The sequence below is a fragment of the Virgibacillus oceani genome, from assembly GCF_014638995.1.
GTDB classification, from domain to species: Bacteria; Bacillota; Bacilli; order Bacillales; family Amphibacillaceae; genus Virgibacillus_E; species Virgibacillus_E oceani.
This window is the reverse complement of sequence record NZ_BMFR01000005.1, coordinates 47,144-63,566: the sequence shown is the minus strand read 5'-3', so window position 1 is coordinate 63,566 and position 16,423 is coordinate 47,144. Positions and strand designations below refer to the sequence as shown.

The window sequence follows — 16,423 nt, the reverse complement described above, 5'->3', positions numbered from 1 at the left end:
GATGATTGCTTATGAAAAGTTGTTGTTCAGCATCAAGAGATAATTTTGGAGATACGAAGACACTTACGGAACAGCAACTATACAAGAAACAAATAGCCTCTAAGGAGAATATGGTTTACCTTGACGGAGGAGAATTTGTCATGGGTACGGATGAGGCAGATGGTTTTCCTTCTGATGGGGAAGGACCTGCAAGGAAAGTTGCTGTTTCACCGTTTTTTATCGATAAATATGCCGTTACCAATGAACAATTCGCTAAATTTATAACGGACACAGGTTATGTAACGGAAGCAGAACAGTTTGGCTGGTCATTTGTTTTTTACAGCTTCTTAACGGATAAGGTACGAAAGGCAAATCCGCAGACTGCCCAGCAGACACCGTGGTGGGTAGCAGTAAAAGGTGCAATTTGGAAATATCCTGAAGGTCCCGGGTCTGCGATTGATGATAGAATGGACCATCCTGTTGTGCACATTTCGTGGAATGATGCGAAAGCTTATTGTGAATGGAGCGGGAAGCGTTTGCCGACAGAGGCTGAATGGGAGTACGCTGCACGCGGAGGTCTGGATGAAAAGATTTTTCCATGGGGCAATGAACTGATTGTAGATGGTAAGCATCAATGCAATATCTGGCAAGGTGAATTCCCAACAAAAAATACCAAGCGTGATGGATATTTCGGTACGTGTCCCGCAGATCATTATGAGCAAAATGGCTATGGTTTATACAATATGGCAGGAAATGTATGGGAATGGTGTGCGGATTGGTTTGACCCATCCTTTCATAAGAACAGTTTAACCAACAATCCAACCGGCCCAGCAACCGGACAAAGTAAATCCATACGCGGCGGGTCGTACCTCTGCCATAAATCCTATTGCAATCGGTACAGAGTTGCAGCCAGAAGCTCGAACACACCAGATAGTTCAACTGGTAATATGGGATTTCGCTGTGTGATGGATGTTGAGTAGGCTGGGTTTTGTGATGCATTGCCGGTAAATTTGTGAGTTTCTGGTGCGGCGAGTGGGAGATGGTGCAGTATTGCGGTGTTGCGGTGCTGGGATCGCCTAAATTTTGTCAATACGATCCGATTTGCGTGAAATACGATCCAAATGATAAGAAATACGATCCGAAAATGGAAAATACGATCCGAATCGGCGGAAATACGAGCGGAAATGCTTCAAATACGATCCGGCACTCATTCACGGGGAAATTCGCACGATCTGATACACGCACTTGTAAAATGCTTTTTCAGGAAAAGAGATGGGCCGCCTAAATTTTGTCAATACGATCCGATTTAAGTAAAATACGATCCAAATGATCAGAAATACGATCCGAAAATGAAAAATACGATCCAAATCGGCGGAAATACGAGCGGAAATGCTCCAAATACGATCCGGCCCCTCATTCACGAAGAATGCTCCAAATACGATCCGGCCCTCATTCACGAAGAATGCTCCAAATACGCTCTGCCCCCTCAACCCGGCTAATTCGCACACTACAACAACACGTACTTGTAAAATATCTTTTAGAAAAATGAAAAAAGTATTGATAAAAAATCAATAGTATAATATATTAGATTTATAAGATTTTTGAAAACCCTTTCATTTAATTTTATATTTTTTTAATGCAATGTGTAAACGATTACACATTTTTCTTCCATTACATATGTATACGTTTACACATCAAGCTTTAATCAAAAATATTTAATCAAAAATTGAAAGGGGTGATTTCCCATTTAAAGCTGTCTTATCGGAAAACATTTTTTAAGTCAAACAAAAAAGGGGAGAAATTATGAGGAAAAACAAGTTGTTCGTCGTTTTGGTTTCATTATTTACGCTAGTTATTCTAATGGCCGGATGTAAAGGGACGGGCCCAGAGGGAGAAAGTGCCGGTGCGGAATCGGAGGAGACAGAATCGGGCAAAACGGTTATCGATTTTTGGGTTTCATGGGGCGATAGCAAGGCGGATTGGTTTAATAAATGGATTGATAAATACAATGCCTCACAGGATGAAGTTGAGGTTAAAGCTACCTTTATAGCAGGGGATGCTTGGGAACAGCGAGTTAAAGCCGCTCAAGCTGCGGGTACTGGACCGGATGTTATGACAATGAACTACGGCAGTATTGTTTTTTCTGCACAGCAAGGGAAAATTCAACCGTTAGATGAATATGTTGATCCAGCAATTTTTGAGGATCTTCACGATTTTGCCAATGAATTTGTATCGTTTGATGGCAAGCACTACGCATATCCATTTAACGCTGAACCGGGCTCCATTTTACTATACAGAAAAGATTTCTTTGAAGAAGCGGGACTTGATCCGGAGCAGCCACCTGAAACGTGGGATGAGTTAATTGAATATGGCAAAAAGCTTTCCAAGGATGGCAGATATGGGTTGACAGCTGCAGGTAACACGAATGATCTGGCATGGTCTCACTGGGGTCTTCAAGCAATGACCGGCCAGTTGCCAATTAGTGATGATTGGTCTAAAGCAACGATTAACAACGAAGGCTACAAGAAGCTATTTAAATTCTGGAAAACCTTGTATGATGAAGGAATTTTTCCAAAACAGCAGCCTGGAATGTACACGGAAATTCAGCCTTTAGTCGATGGACGTACGGCAATGATGTTTAATGGTTCCTTTACATTTGATGCATTGCGAAACGAATATGCGGATGTAGTCGATAAAATTGGTGTTGCACCACTTCCTACACCAGATGGTAACTATAAGCAACCGACATCTGCAATGGGTGGATGGACATTTGTAGTAGATGGGAACTCCAAGCATCCAGAAGAAGCTGCTAAATTTATCGAGTGGTTCCTTGCGGGGGATCCGGAAATTATGGTTGATTTCTTTGAACTGTCTAACTTCTCCAGTTTCACTGGCCGCAAATCTGTCGATGAAGCATTAAAGGATCACCCTGAAGCATCTAATGATGAGTGGAGAAAAATTTTGCTTGAAAAAGTTATTCCATATGCTGTCCCAGAGCCAATTCATGCATGGGAAATCAGTTTAGCTTATGCAAATGCATTAGAGCGTGTCTATTTGCAAGGACAGGATATTGACGAATCACTGAAACAGGCGGAGAAAGAAATTAACGATTATATTGAAACAAACGATTATGCAGGAACAAATCCTCGGCTTCAGTAATTACGAGTAGAAATTTAATTTAGAGGTTTAGATAGGCAATTATATCTAAACCTCTAAATTATTAGAGAAATGGGTGGTGGGTATATGAAGAAATTGTCTGCAATTAATCGATCCGATAAGAAAACAGCTTTTTTAATGCTATTGCCGCTTATTGGCTTATTAACTGCTTTTGTTATCATTCCATTGTTTTATGCTGTATTTGTCAGTTTTTATAAGTGGAACTTTTATCAGGAGAACATCTTCATTGGTTTTGAAAACTATAGACGTGTTTTATCAGATCCATTGTTTTACAAGGCAATGTGGACTGGTTTGAAATTCGCTGCAATCGTTATTCCTGCCCAATTTATATTGGCATTCTTATTTGCTAATCTGATCCGGACGCTAGGCGGGAAATTTGGCGGCTTTGTAAAAACATCTATCTATATTCCACATGTCATATCCGGAGTAGTGGCATCGATTATTTTCCTGTTTATTTATGATTTTGACGGAGGTCTGGCTAACTTTATTATCACCTCGTTAGGATTGGAACAGGTCGCTTGGCTTGCAGATGTAAAATTTGCATTGACCAGTATTTCCATCCCAGCAATTTGGCTTGGCTTTGGTTTGACTACGCTCGTTATGCTGGCAGGATTAAATGATATTCCGAAAACGTATTATGAAGCAGCAGTAATTGATGGTGCTAATGCCTGGCATAAAATGATCTATATTACGATTCCTTTGTTGAAAAATATATTCTTGTATCTCTTGGTTGTTGGTGTAACCGGTGCGATTCAGCAGTTTGATTTACCTTATTTAATGACCGGCGGTGGTCCTTTGAATGAGACCATGACCCCAAATCTATTTATATTTACTCATTTCACCAAGGATCCTTATATGGGTTATACAGTAGCATCAGCATTGCTTCTTTTCGTGATTCTGGCAGTGATCTCTGCCGTCATATTTAAACTGTTTAACTCGAAAAAGATGGATAGTTAAACAATCCAGGAGGTGTACCATATGAAAGAAAAAGTAAGCAGGTATAGTTTTAAGATAATTGGGTTTCTTGTAGCAGCAATATCCATTTTCCCATTGTTTTGGATGGCGATGGCTGGATTCAAAAAAGAGTCAGAAGTACTTTCGTATCCATTCAAATTTTTTCCATCAGAATGGATTTTAACGAACTATATAGAGCTATTGCAAAATCCAGCATTTATGCGGTCAATTGGATTGACGCTGTTTGTAGCAGTAGTTGCAACAACATTAATTATCTTTATCAATTCAATGGCAGCATACGTATTTGCAAGGCTGGAATTTCCAACGAAAAACTTCTGGTGGCTATACGTTATTATGACACTATTTATTCCATCGATGGCAATTCTAATTCCATCGTATATTGTTGTTGCAAAGTTGCATATGCTCAACACGATCTATGTGTTGATTATTCCAGGTATCGCATCGGCAATGAACGTATTTTTAATTCGGCAATTTTATTTGAACATACCGACAGAGCTTGAGGATGCGGCGTTTATTGATGGGGCAAATCGGTTCAAGATTTATTGGTATATCTTCCTCCCATTGTCCGTACCTGTTTTCGTACTGGTTGGTATTACGGCGTTTTTAGGCTACTGGAATTCATTAATCTGGCCGATTATGACCATCTCCGATGAGAGACTGTATCAAATCATGCAGCTGTTAGCCTATTTCCGTTCTGATCAGGGAAACGATTGGGCGATGATTATGGCGGGGTCAACCATTGCTGTTATCCCGGTAGTTGTTCTCTTCCTTATCTTCCAAAAGCATCTAGTTGAAGGGATCAAAATTTCCGGTATTAAATAGTTGTTGGGGGTGGTGAATGTTGACTATAGATGTTGCGTACGGTGATAACATACGCATTTACAGCAGCTGCATCATTTTGTAATCATAATAGAGCCAATCCCCACTGGAAATTGGCTCTCTGTCCAAACGTGGCTTGGAGCGGTTAATGAGACTAGTGCAGAGTTCAAGCAGACTTATCATGGATAATCCCGCAGTGACGTTAAGTGCAGGGGCGAAATTTTGAACATGTAACGGGAAGGCATTTGATCCATGGCGAATTAGTTTCACTAGGGATCATCCTTTTTTCTTATTTGCAGAAGCGTAATTTCGATGAATTGAAGGGTGCTATAGACAAAGCCCATGTAGTCTACCATCCCGAACGGCTTCGGATTAGTATAAAAACATTGCTGAGCATTAACGCTTATAATCGGAAATTCCGTAAATTCAATACGATATTTGATCAAGTCGGATGGACATCGAAACAATTGAAGGAAATTAAGGTTATTTCTGACTATTTAGGAGGTTGACGATGCTTGTATTGGAGAATGATCATGTGTCGATATCATTTAATAAGGAAGCAGGCTGGATTAGCAGTATTTTTGATAAACAAAAACAGATAGAATACATTCCCCAAAAAAGAGATGCTGCTGCCTTTCGTCTGGAACAGGGAGATAAGATAATCAGTGATTTTCAGCGGTTTAATTATGCAGCAATGGAGTTAGCAGACGGGGAATCCGGATATAATTTCACCTGGGAAGTAACGGATCAGCTAACAGTTACTGCTAAGGTACAGCTGAATAACGATTCTGATGAACTTCATTTCTATAGCAACGTACATAATCAATCGGATAAACCAATCGTCAGCTTGGAGTATCCGATTGTTTCCAATATCGGTGCGATAACCGAAGAGGGGAAAGCTGATTATGTAGCCCATAGTTTTGCTACGGGTTTTCGGGTGCATAATCCGCTTGCCAGCTTTACGAAGGATTGGAATGGCTTTCGATACATGCCTTATCCGGAAGGCTTTTCAGGTTCGACGATGCAGTTTTTCAGCTATTACGGTCAGGATAAAGGCGGTTTATATTTCGCTGCTTATGATCGTGAAGGTTATGCCAAATGGCTGAATTTCTATAAAAATGCTAACGGACTATTGGAAGCATCCTTTATTCATGGGTGTGAGGACATAGGGGAACAAAAAGGAATTACTGTTCACTATCCAGTTGCTGTGAAAGTACTGGAAGGCAAGGACTGGTATGAAGGAGCGGATATTTATAAAGATTGGGCGACTTCACAATTTTGGTGTCAGAAAGGTGTTCTTGCTGATGCTGATGAAACAATTAAAGCTAAATGGCTGCTGGAGGATATAGGACTTTCAACATTTGGTATAAATGCTGGGAGTGATCGTTCGGAATGGATTAGAAAATATCATGCATATATCGATACCGAATTATTTCATATCCTTGGTCCCGATTGGCCAAATAAAACACAGGATTTCGGAAACAATCTTCCAGGGGGACTAGAGGATTGGTTCCCGACTAAATTTAACCAAAAAAATATCAAGACTATGGAAAGCTTTGGCGATAAATATGCCCCGTTTGAATTCGATTATTTATTTAATTTTGCAGGAGCGGATGGGGATAAAGGAAAGAAGGCAATGCAGCAGATACCTTCTTCTTCAATGAGCATCGATCAGTATCCATTTCCATTTGTATGCCCGGCAGATACTTTTGTACAAGATCTTCACGTTCGGCGTGATGAAGCACTTCAGGAAGAAGCAAATGTGGATGCTATTTATTATGACATTTCTGCCAACAATATTTTGAAGGTTTGCATGGATGAATCACATGGGCATCCAGTGGGAGCGGGAAGGCAAATCACGATGGCTTACAGAGAAAATTATTTGAAGACGAAAGAAGCAATGATGAAAAAAGCCGGTGACCATTATATTCCAATGGGGACGGAAATGATGAATGAAATTTTTCTGGATGTGCTGGACTTTTATCAGGCACGGGCCGGGGCACAACCCGCAGCACCGCTGGAAGGATGGAATGTAAGAGAACTTCTGAAGACAGGCGATGCAGAACTGATTCCAATGTTTACGTATGTTTATCATGAATATGGTGCAGTAAGATTGGACGGCTGGGGAAAGGTTGTTGAGGAGATAGGCGATTTATTCTATTTTACTGTTGCCCGGACGTATCTTTGGGGCGGCCTATATGAGCTGAATCATGAGTACAGTCCAATGGAAGCAATCGAAGGAAAGGAAAATGGTGCCGCGGAACATTACTATTCATTCGATACGGCAGGTTATGAATTTTCACCTGAAAGGGCAACGTATATTTCCCAGTTTGCTAGATTAAGAACCGGGCATGGCAACAAGTATCTGGCCTATGGGAAAATGCTGCGGCCACTAGAATTTGTCTGCGATAAAACTTCTCTGGATTGGTTTCATTATAACTGTGACAAAGGCTTCAATGAATTTCATGATTCGGGGGAATTAACCGTAAATTCTATTGTCCATTCTGCATGGCAATACCGTGATGAAGGTATCGGCCTGTTCTTTGCCAATGTCACCGATCAACCACAAAGGATCAAGCTGGATTTGGATTTAAACAATTATTCATTAGCTAAAAATGAATATGCTGTTTATCTGGTTAATGAAACGAATCGGGAGAAAATGTTTGGTATCTATTCGAATGAAGTAAAAAATATTGAACTGGATATTACCGGAAAAAGTGTTATTCAATTGGAAATTTTTTAGAAAGTCATTGGGGCAGATGGAAAGGATTAAAACGGAGCGTGGCTGAAATGGAAGTTTTTCGGATAAGCCTGGATTTACGGATTGGAAAAATAATTCGGAGGGAGGTATGAGAAATGGAGAAAAACATGAATGTTGTATTTATCATGACAGACCAGCAGCGGGCAGATGTAATTGGTGAAAACCGCCACCCTTGTGCGGACTTTCCAAATATGGAACAGCTCAAGCGTGAATCTGTATCGTTTGCTAACTTTTTTACCGCGGCATCACCATGTGTCCCTTCACGGCATACCTTTTTGACAGGAAGACAGCCTTGGAGGAATGGTGTCAGCGGCAATAGGAAGTTTAGTACGGAAGGCGAGACAACGTGGATGCAGCTTTTGCGAGAATACGGATACCGCTGTGTTTCAGTGGGGAAGACGCATATGGTGCATGCAGGAAGCTTTCATATTCCAGTTCCAGTTGGAAAATCATTTGGTGAGCAGGATGGGTGGAATCATTTTAATCCGGAAGCATCCCCGGAATCGGATGATAACTATTATGATATCCATGTTGCAAGAAGGGCTTGTGATGCATTGGAACGCTTAAATGATACTGAACCATTCGCTATGTTTATCGGTTTTCACGCGCCGCATGAACCATATGTTATGCCAGAAAAATACTTGGACTTCTGTAAGCCTGAGGATGTTCCATTACCGGCAAATCGATCAGCTGATGAATATGAAACGAAATCAGAAGCATACCGAAGACGCCGTGATCTGTTTAAAAATATGTTTGGAGACATGACCGAGGGGAAAATGCGGAAGGGAATCGCGGGTCATTTTTGTTTATTGAAAATGGTTGATGATTGCCTGGGAATGATTAACGATAAATTAAATGAAAAAAATCTGCTGGAAAATACATTGATTGTGTTTGCGTCAGACCATGGTGAATTGCTGGGCGAGCATAACTTATTCAATAAAGCGGCAACAGCTTATGAATCGGAAATTCGGGTTCCGTTCATGATTCGCTATCCAGACGGATTCAAAGCAGGAGAAAACATTACGGGTCTGGCATCAAGCATCGACTTTGTACCAACACTGTTTAACATAATGGGACTAGAACCAGATGTAACGCTGCCAGGGCATTCATTGGTACCGTCCATAGAAGCGGGGAGGGAAGTCAGAGATTATGTGACACTTGCTGACGGTGATGGCACAATGGGAATTCGAACAAGGGAGCACAAGCTCTGGTATAACGCCAATTTAAAAGATGGAGAAATGTATGATCTCATCAATGATCCGGACGAAATGACTAATTTATATAATCATAAGGATTTTAAGGAACTGCGAAGTGAATTAGTTGAATTGATGCTTCATGCAAGGATGGTCGATGACGACAGAGATAACCTTCCTACAAGACGGGAAAAGCTTTTGCACGATGAAGTGAAATCTTCGTATGAGCCTGAGGTGGTTTGAGGAGGATTTGGTGAAATGGGCAGAGCATTCGGGAACATCGGCAGGAGAGCAAGAATGAATATCGGCGGGAGAGCAGGAATATCGTCAGGAGAACGAAATATCGGCAGTACATCCAAAACATCACTAGCATTGCCTGAATTTTTCTAAAAACTTATCATTAAACAGTTGAAAGCTTAGTGGATCTATTATATAGTATATGTAAACGATTACACAATTTAATAGGAAGTGGTCCATTGGCGAATGTAACGATTAAGGATATTGCGGAAAAGTCGGGGGTTTCAACGGCGACAGTATCAAGGGTTTTAAATCGAAGCGGCTATGCAAGTGCGGAAATTAAGGATAAGGTTTTCTCGGTGGCAAAGGAATTGAATTACCGGCCGAATGGCATTGCCAGAAGTCTTAAGATGCATAAGACCAATACAATAGGAATCATTATACCGGATATTTCCAACCCCTATTTTATGAAAATTTCAAAAGGTATTGAAGATGTCATCCAAAATGAGGATTATGTTTTGATTTTCGTAAGTGGAGATGAAAGCCCTATCAAGGAGGAGAAAACGCTGAAGGTTCTTCTGGAGAATAGGGTAGAGGGGATTGTGCTTGCTACATCCAGTGAAGACGATGAAAACATTACAAAGATACAGCAAGCAGGAGTGCCGGTAGTATTAATCGATAGAAAATTAGAGAACCAGTTAGTTGATTTGGATTTTGTGGTAGAAGATAACGTTGAAGCGGCATATCAGCTTACGAAATATTTAATTGAACAAGGTCATCGCCATATTGGTGTGATCAATGGTTCATTAAAGGTAAGTACCGGTATGGAACGTTATATGGGATACAAAAAAGCAATCATGGAATATGGAATGGAAGAGAATGCTGATCTTGTATTTAACGGCAATTTCATACAGGAGGATGGGGAAGAAGCGGTTGCTAAATTTTTCGAAAGAGATACAAAACCGACTGCAATCCTTTCCTTTAATAATACGATGACATATGGAGCAGTTCTGCAGCTGTCTCGAATGGGGTTAACGGTACCCGATGACATTGTAGTTGCTTCCTATGGTGAAACAGAAATTGCTCAATTGCTAAAACCACCCGGCATTATAAGTGTCAAACAATCACCATATGAAATGGGTGTCAGGGTTGGTGAAATTTTACTGGAACGATTAGCAAATAAAGAAAAAGAGGCAACGCATGAAATATTCACGCCTAAACTGGATATTTATGAAAATAACGTCAAAGAGGTGAAGTAGCAATGACAATAATAAACGATGTTAAACAAGCCATAGAAGTAGAAGCGGATGCTATTAAAGCGCTTGCGGATCAGGCGGGTCCTGAATATGAAGAAGCTGTTTCATTAATTCAAAACAGCAAAGGAAAAGTTGTGATTACTGGAGTAGGGAAATCCGGGCATATGGGCAAGAAGATTGCTGCTTCTCTTTCCAGTACTGGAACACCGGCGTTTTTTGTACATAGTACGGAGGGTGTTCACGGTGATTTGGGTATGATCGAGAAGGAAGATGTCGTTATTATGATTTCCAATAGTGGTGAGACTGCAGAAGTATTAAGTCTTCTTCCTTCATTGGGAAAAATTGGCTCTAAAAAAATAGCTATTACGTCAAAAAAGGCATCAACATTGGCTAAAAACAGCGATGTAGCACTGACGTATCACTATGCGAAAGAAGCCGATCATCTGGGACTTGCTCCAACAACAAGCTCGACGCTTACACTTGTAATTGGGGATGCCTTGGCAGTAGCACTATCTAAAGCAAAGGAATTTAAAAATGAGGATTTCCACCTGTACCATCCGGGCGGAAGTCTAGGCAAAAAATTATCAAACTAACAGACTATCAAAGATAAAGGAGAATGAACGATTATGTCATTTGTAGGAACATCATTAAGAGATTTATATCGCGTACGGGACAGTAAAAGAAAGCGTGCATCAAGCTATGATACTACCGGCGGCAACAGAGACTTTTTGAAAATTTACCCGGGTGATGCAGTGGATATTTGTGAACTGGAGGGCTCCGGCTGCATCACACATATTTGGATGACGATGGCACCATTAGATGATGATGTGGAGGAGTATTTGCACCGTAAAGTTGTCTTAAGAATGTATTGGGATGGGGAAGAGAATCCGAGTGTACAAGCACCGATTGGGGATTTCTTTGGCATGGGTCACGGAATCACAAAGAACTATTCATCAGCCCCATTACAAATGAGCCCTGAGGATGGACGGGCATTAAATTGCTTTTTCCCAATGCCTTTTGGCAAAAATGCCAGAATCGAAATTGAAAGCAATGCAGATGATCCGATTAAATTTTACTTTTACGTAGATTACGAGGTTTATCAGGAGGAAATTGATAGCCCGCTACGTTTTCATGCATTGTGGAAACGTGAATTGACGAAAGGTATTGATGATAAAACAGTTTCCAACGCTATCTATTGCTTCGGAGGTAAAAATACAACAGGTGACGAAAACTATGTCATTTTAGATGCAGCAGGAAAAGGGCATTATGTCGGCTGCAATTTAAATATTCATAACCTGAGATATACGCAGGAATGGAATTGGTATGGTGAAGGAGACGACATGATCTTCATCGATGGGGAAGCATGGCCGCCATCCCTTCATGGTACAGGAATGGAGGATTACTTCAATACTGCTTGGTGTCCGCAGCAGGAGCAATCCACCCCATATCATGGATTAATCCTTGGCGGGGATCCGAACTGGGCTGGTAAAATTTCTGCCTATCGTTATCATATTCAAGATCCGGTTATGTTCGACAAATCGATTAAGGTTACGATTGAGCATGGGCATAATAACCATCGAAGTGATGATTATTCAAGTACAGCCTATTGGTATCAAACAGAACCACACAATACGATACATCCGATTCTGCCTGTAAAAGATCGCCTGCCATTGCCGGATATTTTACCGCAAAATGAAGCGGATTTGAAAAAGTGTTTTGATTATTAATTAGCATCGTTTAAAGTATACAGCTCCTGCAAAACTTCCATGTAATCATATATTACGAAGGGTTGCAGGGGCTTTTTCTATTGAAGGGTTAGAAGGCATGGCGGGTATATGGTTCTATTTGTAAATTTTGCTGCCTTATATTTGACAGTTTTCGTAAAATGAGTGTTTATTTTTTTCGAATATTATGGGTGGATGGTCGCTCGAGTTCGGTTGCTTCTCGCTCGAGTGAGGTGGATTGTCGCTCGAGTGAGGTGGATTGTCGCTCGAGTGAGGGTGGATCTCGCTCGAGTGAGGTGGATTGTCGCTCGAGTTAGGGTGGATCTCGCTCGAGTGAGGTGGATTGTCGCTCGAGTGAGGTGGATTGTCGCTCGAGTGAGGTGGATTGTCGCTCGAGTGAGGTGGATTGTCGCTCGGGTGAGGGTGGATCTCGCTCGAGTTAGGGTGGATCTTGCTCGAGTGAGGGTGGATCTCGCTCGAGTGAGGTGGATTGTCGCTCGAGTGAGGGTGGATCTCGCTCGAGTGAGGTGGATGGTCGCTCGAGTGAGGTGGATGGTCGCTCGAGTGAGGTGGATTGTCGCTCGAGTGAGGTGGATTGTCGCTCGAGTGAGGTGGATTGTCGCTCGGGTGAGGGTGGATCTCGCTCGAGTTAGGGTGGATCTTGCTCGAGTGAGGGTGGATCTCGCTCGAGTGAGTTGGATTGTCGCTCGAGTTCGGTTGCTTCTCGCTCGAGTGAGGTGGATCTCGCTCGAGTGTGATGCTTTTACGAAAACATCTTAATTTAAAGATAAAACTAAAGGAGATGTTAATTGTGGCGTTACTAAAATGTGAGTTTACTTCGGAGATATTATCGATAAGTACATCCATGACAGTTATCCTGCCACAGGAACGGGCAGCTGGTCATGGAAGAAAGGGTCATCCAGTCCTTTATCTGCTTCATGGCTACATGGATGATCACACAACATGGACACGACTTACCTCGTTGGAAAGATACGTGGAGAACATGGGGCTTGCAGTCATCATGCCACAGGTAGGTCATAGCTATTATACAGACATGGATAAGGGGGGGAAGTATTGGACCTTTTTAACGGAGGAGTTACCACATGTGGTTCATTCCATGTTTCCCCTTTCAGATAAGCAAGAGGATAACTTTGTTGCGGGACTTTCCATGGGAGGCTATGGCGCATTGAAATGGGCACTGCGATTTCCTAATAAATTTGCTCAAGCGGCTAGTATGTCAGGGGCACTTGATGTTGCGAGTTTTACCAAACGTGTATCAGGAGACAGAAACGAAGAATTTAAATGGATCTTTGGAGAACAGGATATTCAGGGAACGGAAAATGATTTGCTGTGGCTTCTGAAAAAACATCAACAATCAGGCAGTAAAATTCCGTTAATATACCAGAGCTGCGGAACAGAGGATTTTCTATATGAGGATAATATTCGTTTTAAGGATTTATGTCAGAAGGCAGGCTATCCCTTAAAAACAGAGTTTGATTCGGGTGACCATAATTGGCTGTATTGGGATAGAAAAATTAAAGATGTATTAAACTGGCTTCCATTAAAAAGTGAATAGTTCTGTGAAAATGCCAGCTGTTCATTATGATAGTTTTAATTAGGAACAGGGGAGGAAATCTATTTTGAAACAAGCGGAAACGATATCGATCGGTGCAGGCTATTATCCGGATCATTGGCCAAGGGAAAGATGGCATGAGGACATAAATTTAATGAAAGAAGCGGGAATAAAAGTATTAAGGCTGGCTGAGCTGTCCTGGTCTTTTTTAGAGCCTAGGGAAGGGGAATTTGATTTCGCGTGGCTTGATGATTTTATTGCGCTGGCTTCAGGTGAAGGATTGCAGATTATCCTTTCTACGCCAATTGAAGCGTCACCGGTTTGGCTGCGGCATAAACATCCGGAAGTTGTTCGGACCGATAGCTTTGGCAGAATTCATGGTGACCGCGGTATGCATTGCCATAATAACTCCGATTTTATTTTTTATGTAAATCGTATTGTAACAAAAATGGCAAAGCATTACGCAAATAACCCTGCAGTTATCGGCTGGCAGATTGACAACGAACTGCGAAATGTGGATTGCTACTGCGGGGAATGTCAGGTCGCATTCAGGAACTGGCTCAAGGATCGATACGGTTTCTTGGGGGGATTAAACGATGCATGGGGTACTTGTTTTTGGAGTCAGGTTTATCATGAATGGGATGAAGTGACGTTGCCTTCTGCAGATCAGTTAACCATATCCGTAAGTCAGAAGCTTGATTTTACCCGGTTTGGCTCCGATTCAACTGTCAATCACCTGAATCGGCAGGTTGATATTATTAGAAGCTATGCACCCCATCATTTTATTACCCATAACATGCTGGGCTGGTATCCGAAATTAAATGCGTACAAGCTTGCAGAGAAACTTGATTTTATCAGCTGGGACTGCTATCCGCACGTTGACGGGGATAATAATATTGAGTGTTTTTTACATGACCATTACCGGGCTGTCAAAGGCAAGGGTCACTGGGTAATGGAACAAAAGAATGGCTATTTTAACTATAGTGATTATAATTTGGCTATTGAGCCTGGATTGATCCGCTTGTGGACATACCAGGATATTGCCAGGGGTTCTGATGGTGTCATGTATTACCGGTGGAGATCAAATAAATACAGCGGTGAACAGAATCCAAATGGACTGCTCAGACATGATGGTACACCTAGAAGACCGTATTATGAAGTCCAGCAGGTAACAAATGAACTGGAGAAGTTTGGTAGTGAGCTAATTTCAACAACTGTCGAGGCTCCTGTTGCCCTCATTTACAGCTATGACCAGATGTGGGCATTTGAGGCTCATGTACAATACAAGAATTTTGACCATAGGGAACATCTCTTAACCTATTACAGACAATTAACTAGGTTAGGGATTACGGCAGATTTAGTAGACCCAACAGCAGATTTATCGAAATACAAAATGGTTATTGCCCCGTCCATGGCAATGATCAGTGATGAAATACATGCGAATTTTACATCGTATGCAGAAAACGGCGGTTGTTTAATCATCGGTGCCAGAAGCGGTATGAAGACATGGTCAAACACAACACATGAGATGGCGTGGCCGGGGCTGCTTGGGGAGATGGCAGGTGTTGCGGTTGACGAATTTGAAGTGCTTCCAGATAAATATGCAAATTCCATTACTTATAATGGAAAGGACTATCCTGTAAAAGTTTGGCTGGACATGCTTGATACGAAAACAGCGGAGTCGCTTGCAACCTATAATGAAAAGTTTTATGCAGGCAGAACCGCTATTTCAAAGAATAATTTTGGGAAGGGGGTAGTTTATTATGCTGGCGTGATGGGGAATAGTGAGCTTGCCTATGACCTATTGGCGGATATTGCAAAGGAAAGGAATCTATCCGTTACACTATTGCCAGCGGGAGTGTACGTTTCTACTAGATCGAATGAAGCGTGCAGCTATACATTTTATATAAACATTAATAGGGAGCCGGTTCATGTTATTTTACCTGAAGATGGGGTTGATGTCATTCAGGAAAAGAAAGTATCTGGAGAAGTTGGTATTGAAGGATTGGATGTGCTGATTGTGAAATTTAGTAAATAGGGGAAGTATGCAGGCTGCTCCGGGATTTCTTATGGAGCAGCTTGTTTTTCCTTGGAGTCTGCAAGCTCTTTTTGGTTCTGTACTTTCACAAAAGCAAAATGACAATACCACATAACAACGAATGCAAAGATGCTACCGCCAAATACTGCGATCAATATTGGCACTAAATAATTAATGAGATAAATTACAACTGCCGCTATCCCCATTAAAATAGAAATAACAGGATGGGTGATCATGATCAAAAAGGCATTTTTGAATACTTGAAGCAGCTTTGTTTCAAAATGGACAAAGACAGGAAAAATGTAGCAGGCAGTTAATAGAAAGATTACGATAACAAGCAATAATGGGTAATAGGCAAGCTGCAGAAGCGGATTGGCTGCATCCTTGGTTATCATTAAATCAAGATAAAGTATATATCCAGCGATACTAAGTATATAGCCTAGAACATTACTTTTAGCAAATTCCTGTTTATAAACAGTCCAGAACGTTTTAAACACTGGGATGTCGGTTTCTGATAAAACCCATTTTCGGACAACAGAAAACATCGCAGCGGTTGCTGGAAAGAAACCTGCTGCAATTAAACCTAGTAACGAGAATGCAACCCATAATAGATTGACATAAAATAATTTCGTAACCCAATCTGAAAATCGATAAATACTTCCCATTAAACCTGTTTCCATACGCCAGCCTC

At 41.4% G+C, this 16,423-nt stretch carries 16 protein-coding genes; 14 read left to right on the top strand and 2 right to left on the bottom strand.

Translation table 11 applies throughout. The features are described from left to right. Positions 1-11: 11 nt before the first annotated feature. The 5 genes from IEV74_RS08330 to IEV74_RS08310 all read left to right on the top strand — a co-directional run bounded on the left by IEV74_RS08330 (position 12) and on the right by IEV74_RS08310 (position 4,953). Positions 12-959 (top strand): formylglycine-generating enzyme family protein, encoded by a 948-nt coding sequence (locus tag IEV74_RS08330; protein ID WP_188454921.1) that lies wholly within the window; start codon positions 12-14, stop codon positions 957-959. Positions 960-991: 32 nt separating this feature from the next. Beyond that, positions 992-1,264, top strand: a complete 273-nt coding sequence (locus tag IEV74_RS08325; protein ID WP_188454920.1) for a hypothetical protein — start codon at positions 992-994, stop codon at positions 1,262-1,264. A 518-nt stretch (positions 1,265-1,782) separates the two neighbouring features. Beyond that, entirely contained in the window at positions 1,783-3,138 is a 1,356-nt protein-coding gene (locus IEV74_RS08320) for an ABC transporter substrate-binding protein (protein WP_188454919.1), read from the top strand. A gap of 84 nt (positions 3,139-3,222) precedes the next feature. Then, positions 3,223-4,113, top strand: a complete 891-nt coding sequence (locus IEV74_RS08315) for a carbohydrate ABC transporter permease (protein ID WP_188454918.1) — start codon at positions 3,223-3,225, stop codon at positions 4,111-4,113. Positions 4,114-4,134: 21 nt separating this feature from the next. Continuing rightward, on the top strand, positions 4,135-4,953 hold the full coding sequence (locus IEV74_RS08310) for a carbohydrate ABC transporter permease (RefSeq protein ID WP_188454917.1): 819 nt from the start codon (positions 4,135-4,137) through the stop codon (positions 4,951-4,953). Positions 4,954-5,010: 57 nt separating this feature from the next. On the opposite strand, the gene IEV74_RS08305 is transcribed toward IEV74_RS08310, so the two are convergent. Continuing rightward, positions 5,011-5,220, bottom strand: a complete 210-nt coding sequence (locus IEV74_RS08305; RefSeq protein WP_188454916.1) for a hypothetical protein — start codon at positions 5,218-5,220, stop codon at positions 5,011-5,013. Positions 5,221-5,243: 23 nt separating this feature from the next. On the opposite strand from IEV74_RS08305, the gene IEV74_RS08300 reads away from it, so the two are divergent. The 9 genes from IEV74_RS08300 (at position 5,244) to IEV74_RS08265 (ending at position 15,732) form a co-directional block, all read left to right on the top strand. Beyond that, a complete protein-coding gene (locus tag IEV74_RS08300; protein ID WP_188454915.1) occupies positions 5,244-5,459 on the top strand; it encodes a hypothetical protein in 216 nt (71 codons plus the stop codon). Positions 5,460-5,461: 2 nt separating this feature from the next. Beyond that, positions 5,462-7,693, top strand: a complete 2,232-nt coding sequence (locus tag IEV74_RS08295) for a DUF6259 domain-containing protein (protein WP_188454914.1) — start codon at positions 5,462-5,464, stop codon at positions 7,691-7,693. A gap of 113 nt (positions 7,694-7,806) precedes the next feature. Next, positions 7,807-9,147: a sulfatase-like hydrolase/transferase gene (locus IEV74_RS08290; protein WP_188454913.1), complete on the top strand. Its 1,341-nt coding sequence runs from the start codon at positions 7,807-7,809 to the stop codon at positions 9,145-9,147. Between the two features lie 15 nt (positions 9,148-9,162). Next, positions 9,163-9,294: a hypothetical protein gene (locus IEV74_RS19865; RefSeq protein WP_268233832.1), complete on the top strand. Its 132-nt coding sequence runs from the start codon at positions 9,163-9,165 to the stop codon at positions 9,292-9,294. A gap of 86 nt (positions 9,295-9,380) precedes the next feature. Further along, entirely contained in the window at positions 9,381-10,400 is a 1,020-nt protein-coding gene (locus IEV74_RS08285; protein ID WP_188454912.1) for a LacI family DNA-binding transcriptional regulator, read from the top strand. Between the two features lie 2 nt (positions 10,401-10,402). Then, positions 10,403-10,990: a KpsF/GutQ family sugar-phosphate isomerase gene (locus IEV74_RS08280; protein ID WP_188454911.1), complete on the top strand. Its 588-nt coding sequence runs from the start codon at positions 10,403-10,405 to the stop codon at positions 10,988-10,990. 33 nt (positions 10,991-11,023) lie between these two features. After that, the gene (locus IEV74_RS08275) at positions 11,024-12,124 is read left to right on the top strand and encodes a glycoside hydrolase family 172 protein (protein WP_188454910.1); all 1,101 of its coding nucleotides are present in this window, start codon (positions 11,024-11,026) and stop codon (positions 12,122-12,124) included. Positions 12,125-12,932: 808 nt separating this feature from the next. After that, positions 12,933-13,697 (top strand): alpha/beta hydrolase, encoded by a 765-nt coding sequence (locus IEV74_RS08270; RefSeq protein WP_188454909.1) that lies wholly within the window; start codon positions 12,933-12,935, stop codon positions 13,695-13,697. 64 nt (positions 13,698-13,761) lie between these two features. Beyond that, a complete protein-coding gene (locus tag IEV74_RS08265) occupies positions 13,762-15,732 on the top strand; it encodes a beta-galactosidase (RefSeq protein ID WP_188454908.1) in 1,971 nt (656 codons plus the stop codon). Positions 15,733-15,761: 29 nt separating this feature from the next. Here IEV74_RS08265 and IEV74_RS08260 read toward each other — a convergent pair whose 3' ends face one another. Continuing rightward, on the bottom strand, positions 15,762-16,412 hold the full coding sequence (locus IEV74_RS08260; RefSeq protein ID WP_188454907.1) for a YesL family protein: 651 nt from the start codon (positions 16,410-16,412) through the stop codon (positions 15,762-15,764). Positions 16,413-16,423: the final 11 nt, after the last annotated feature.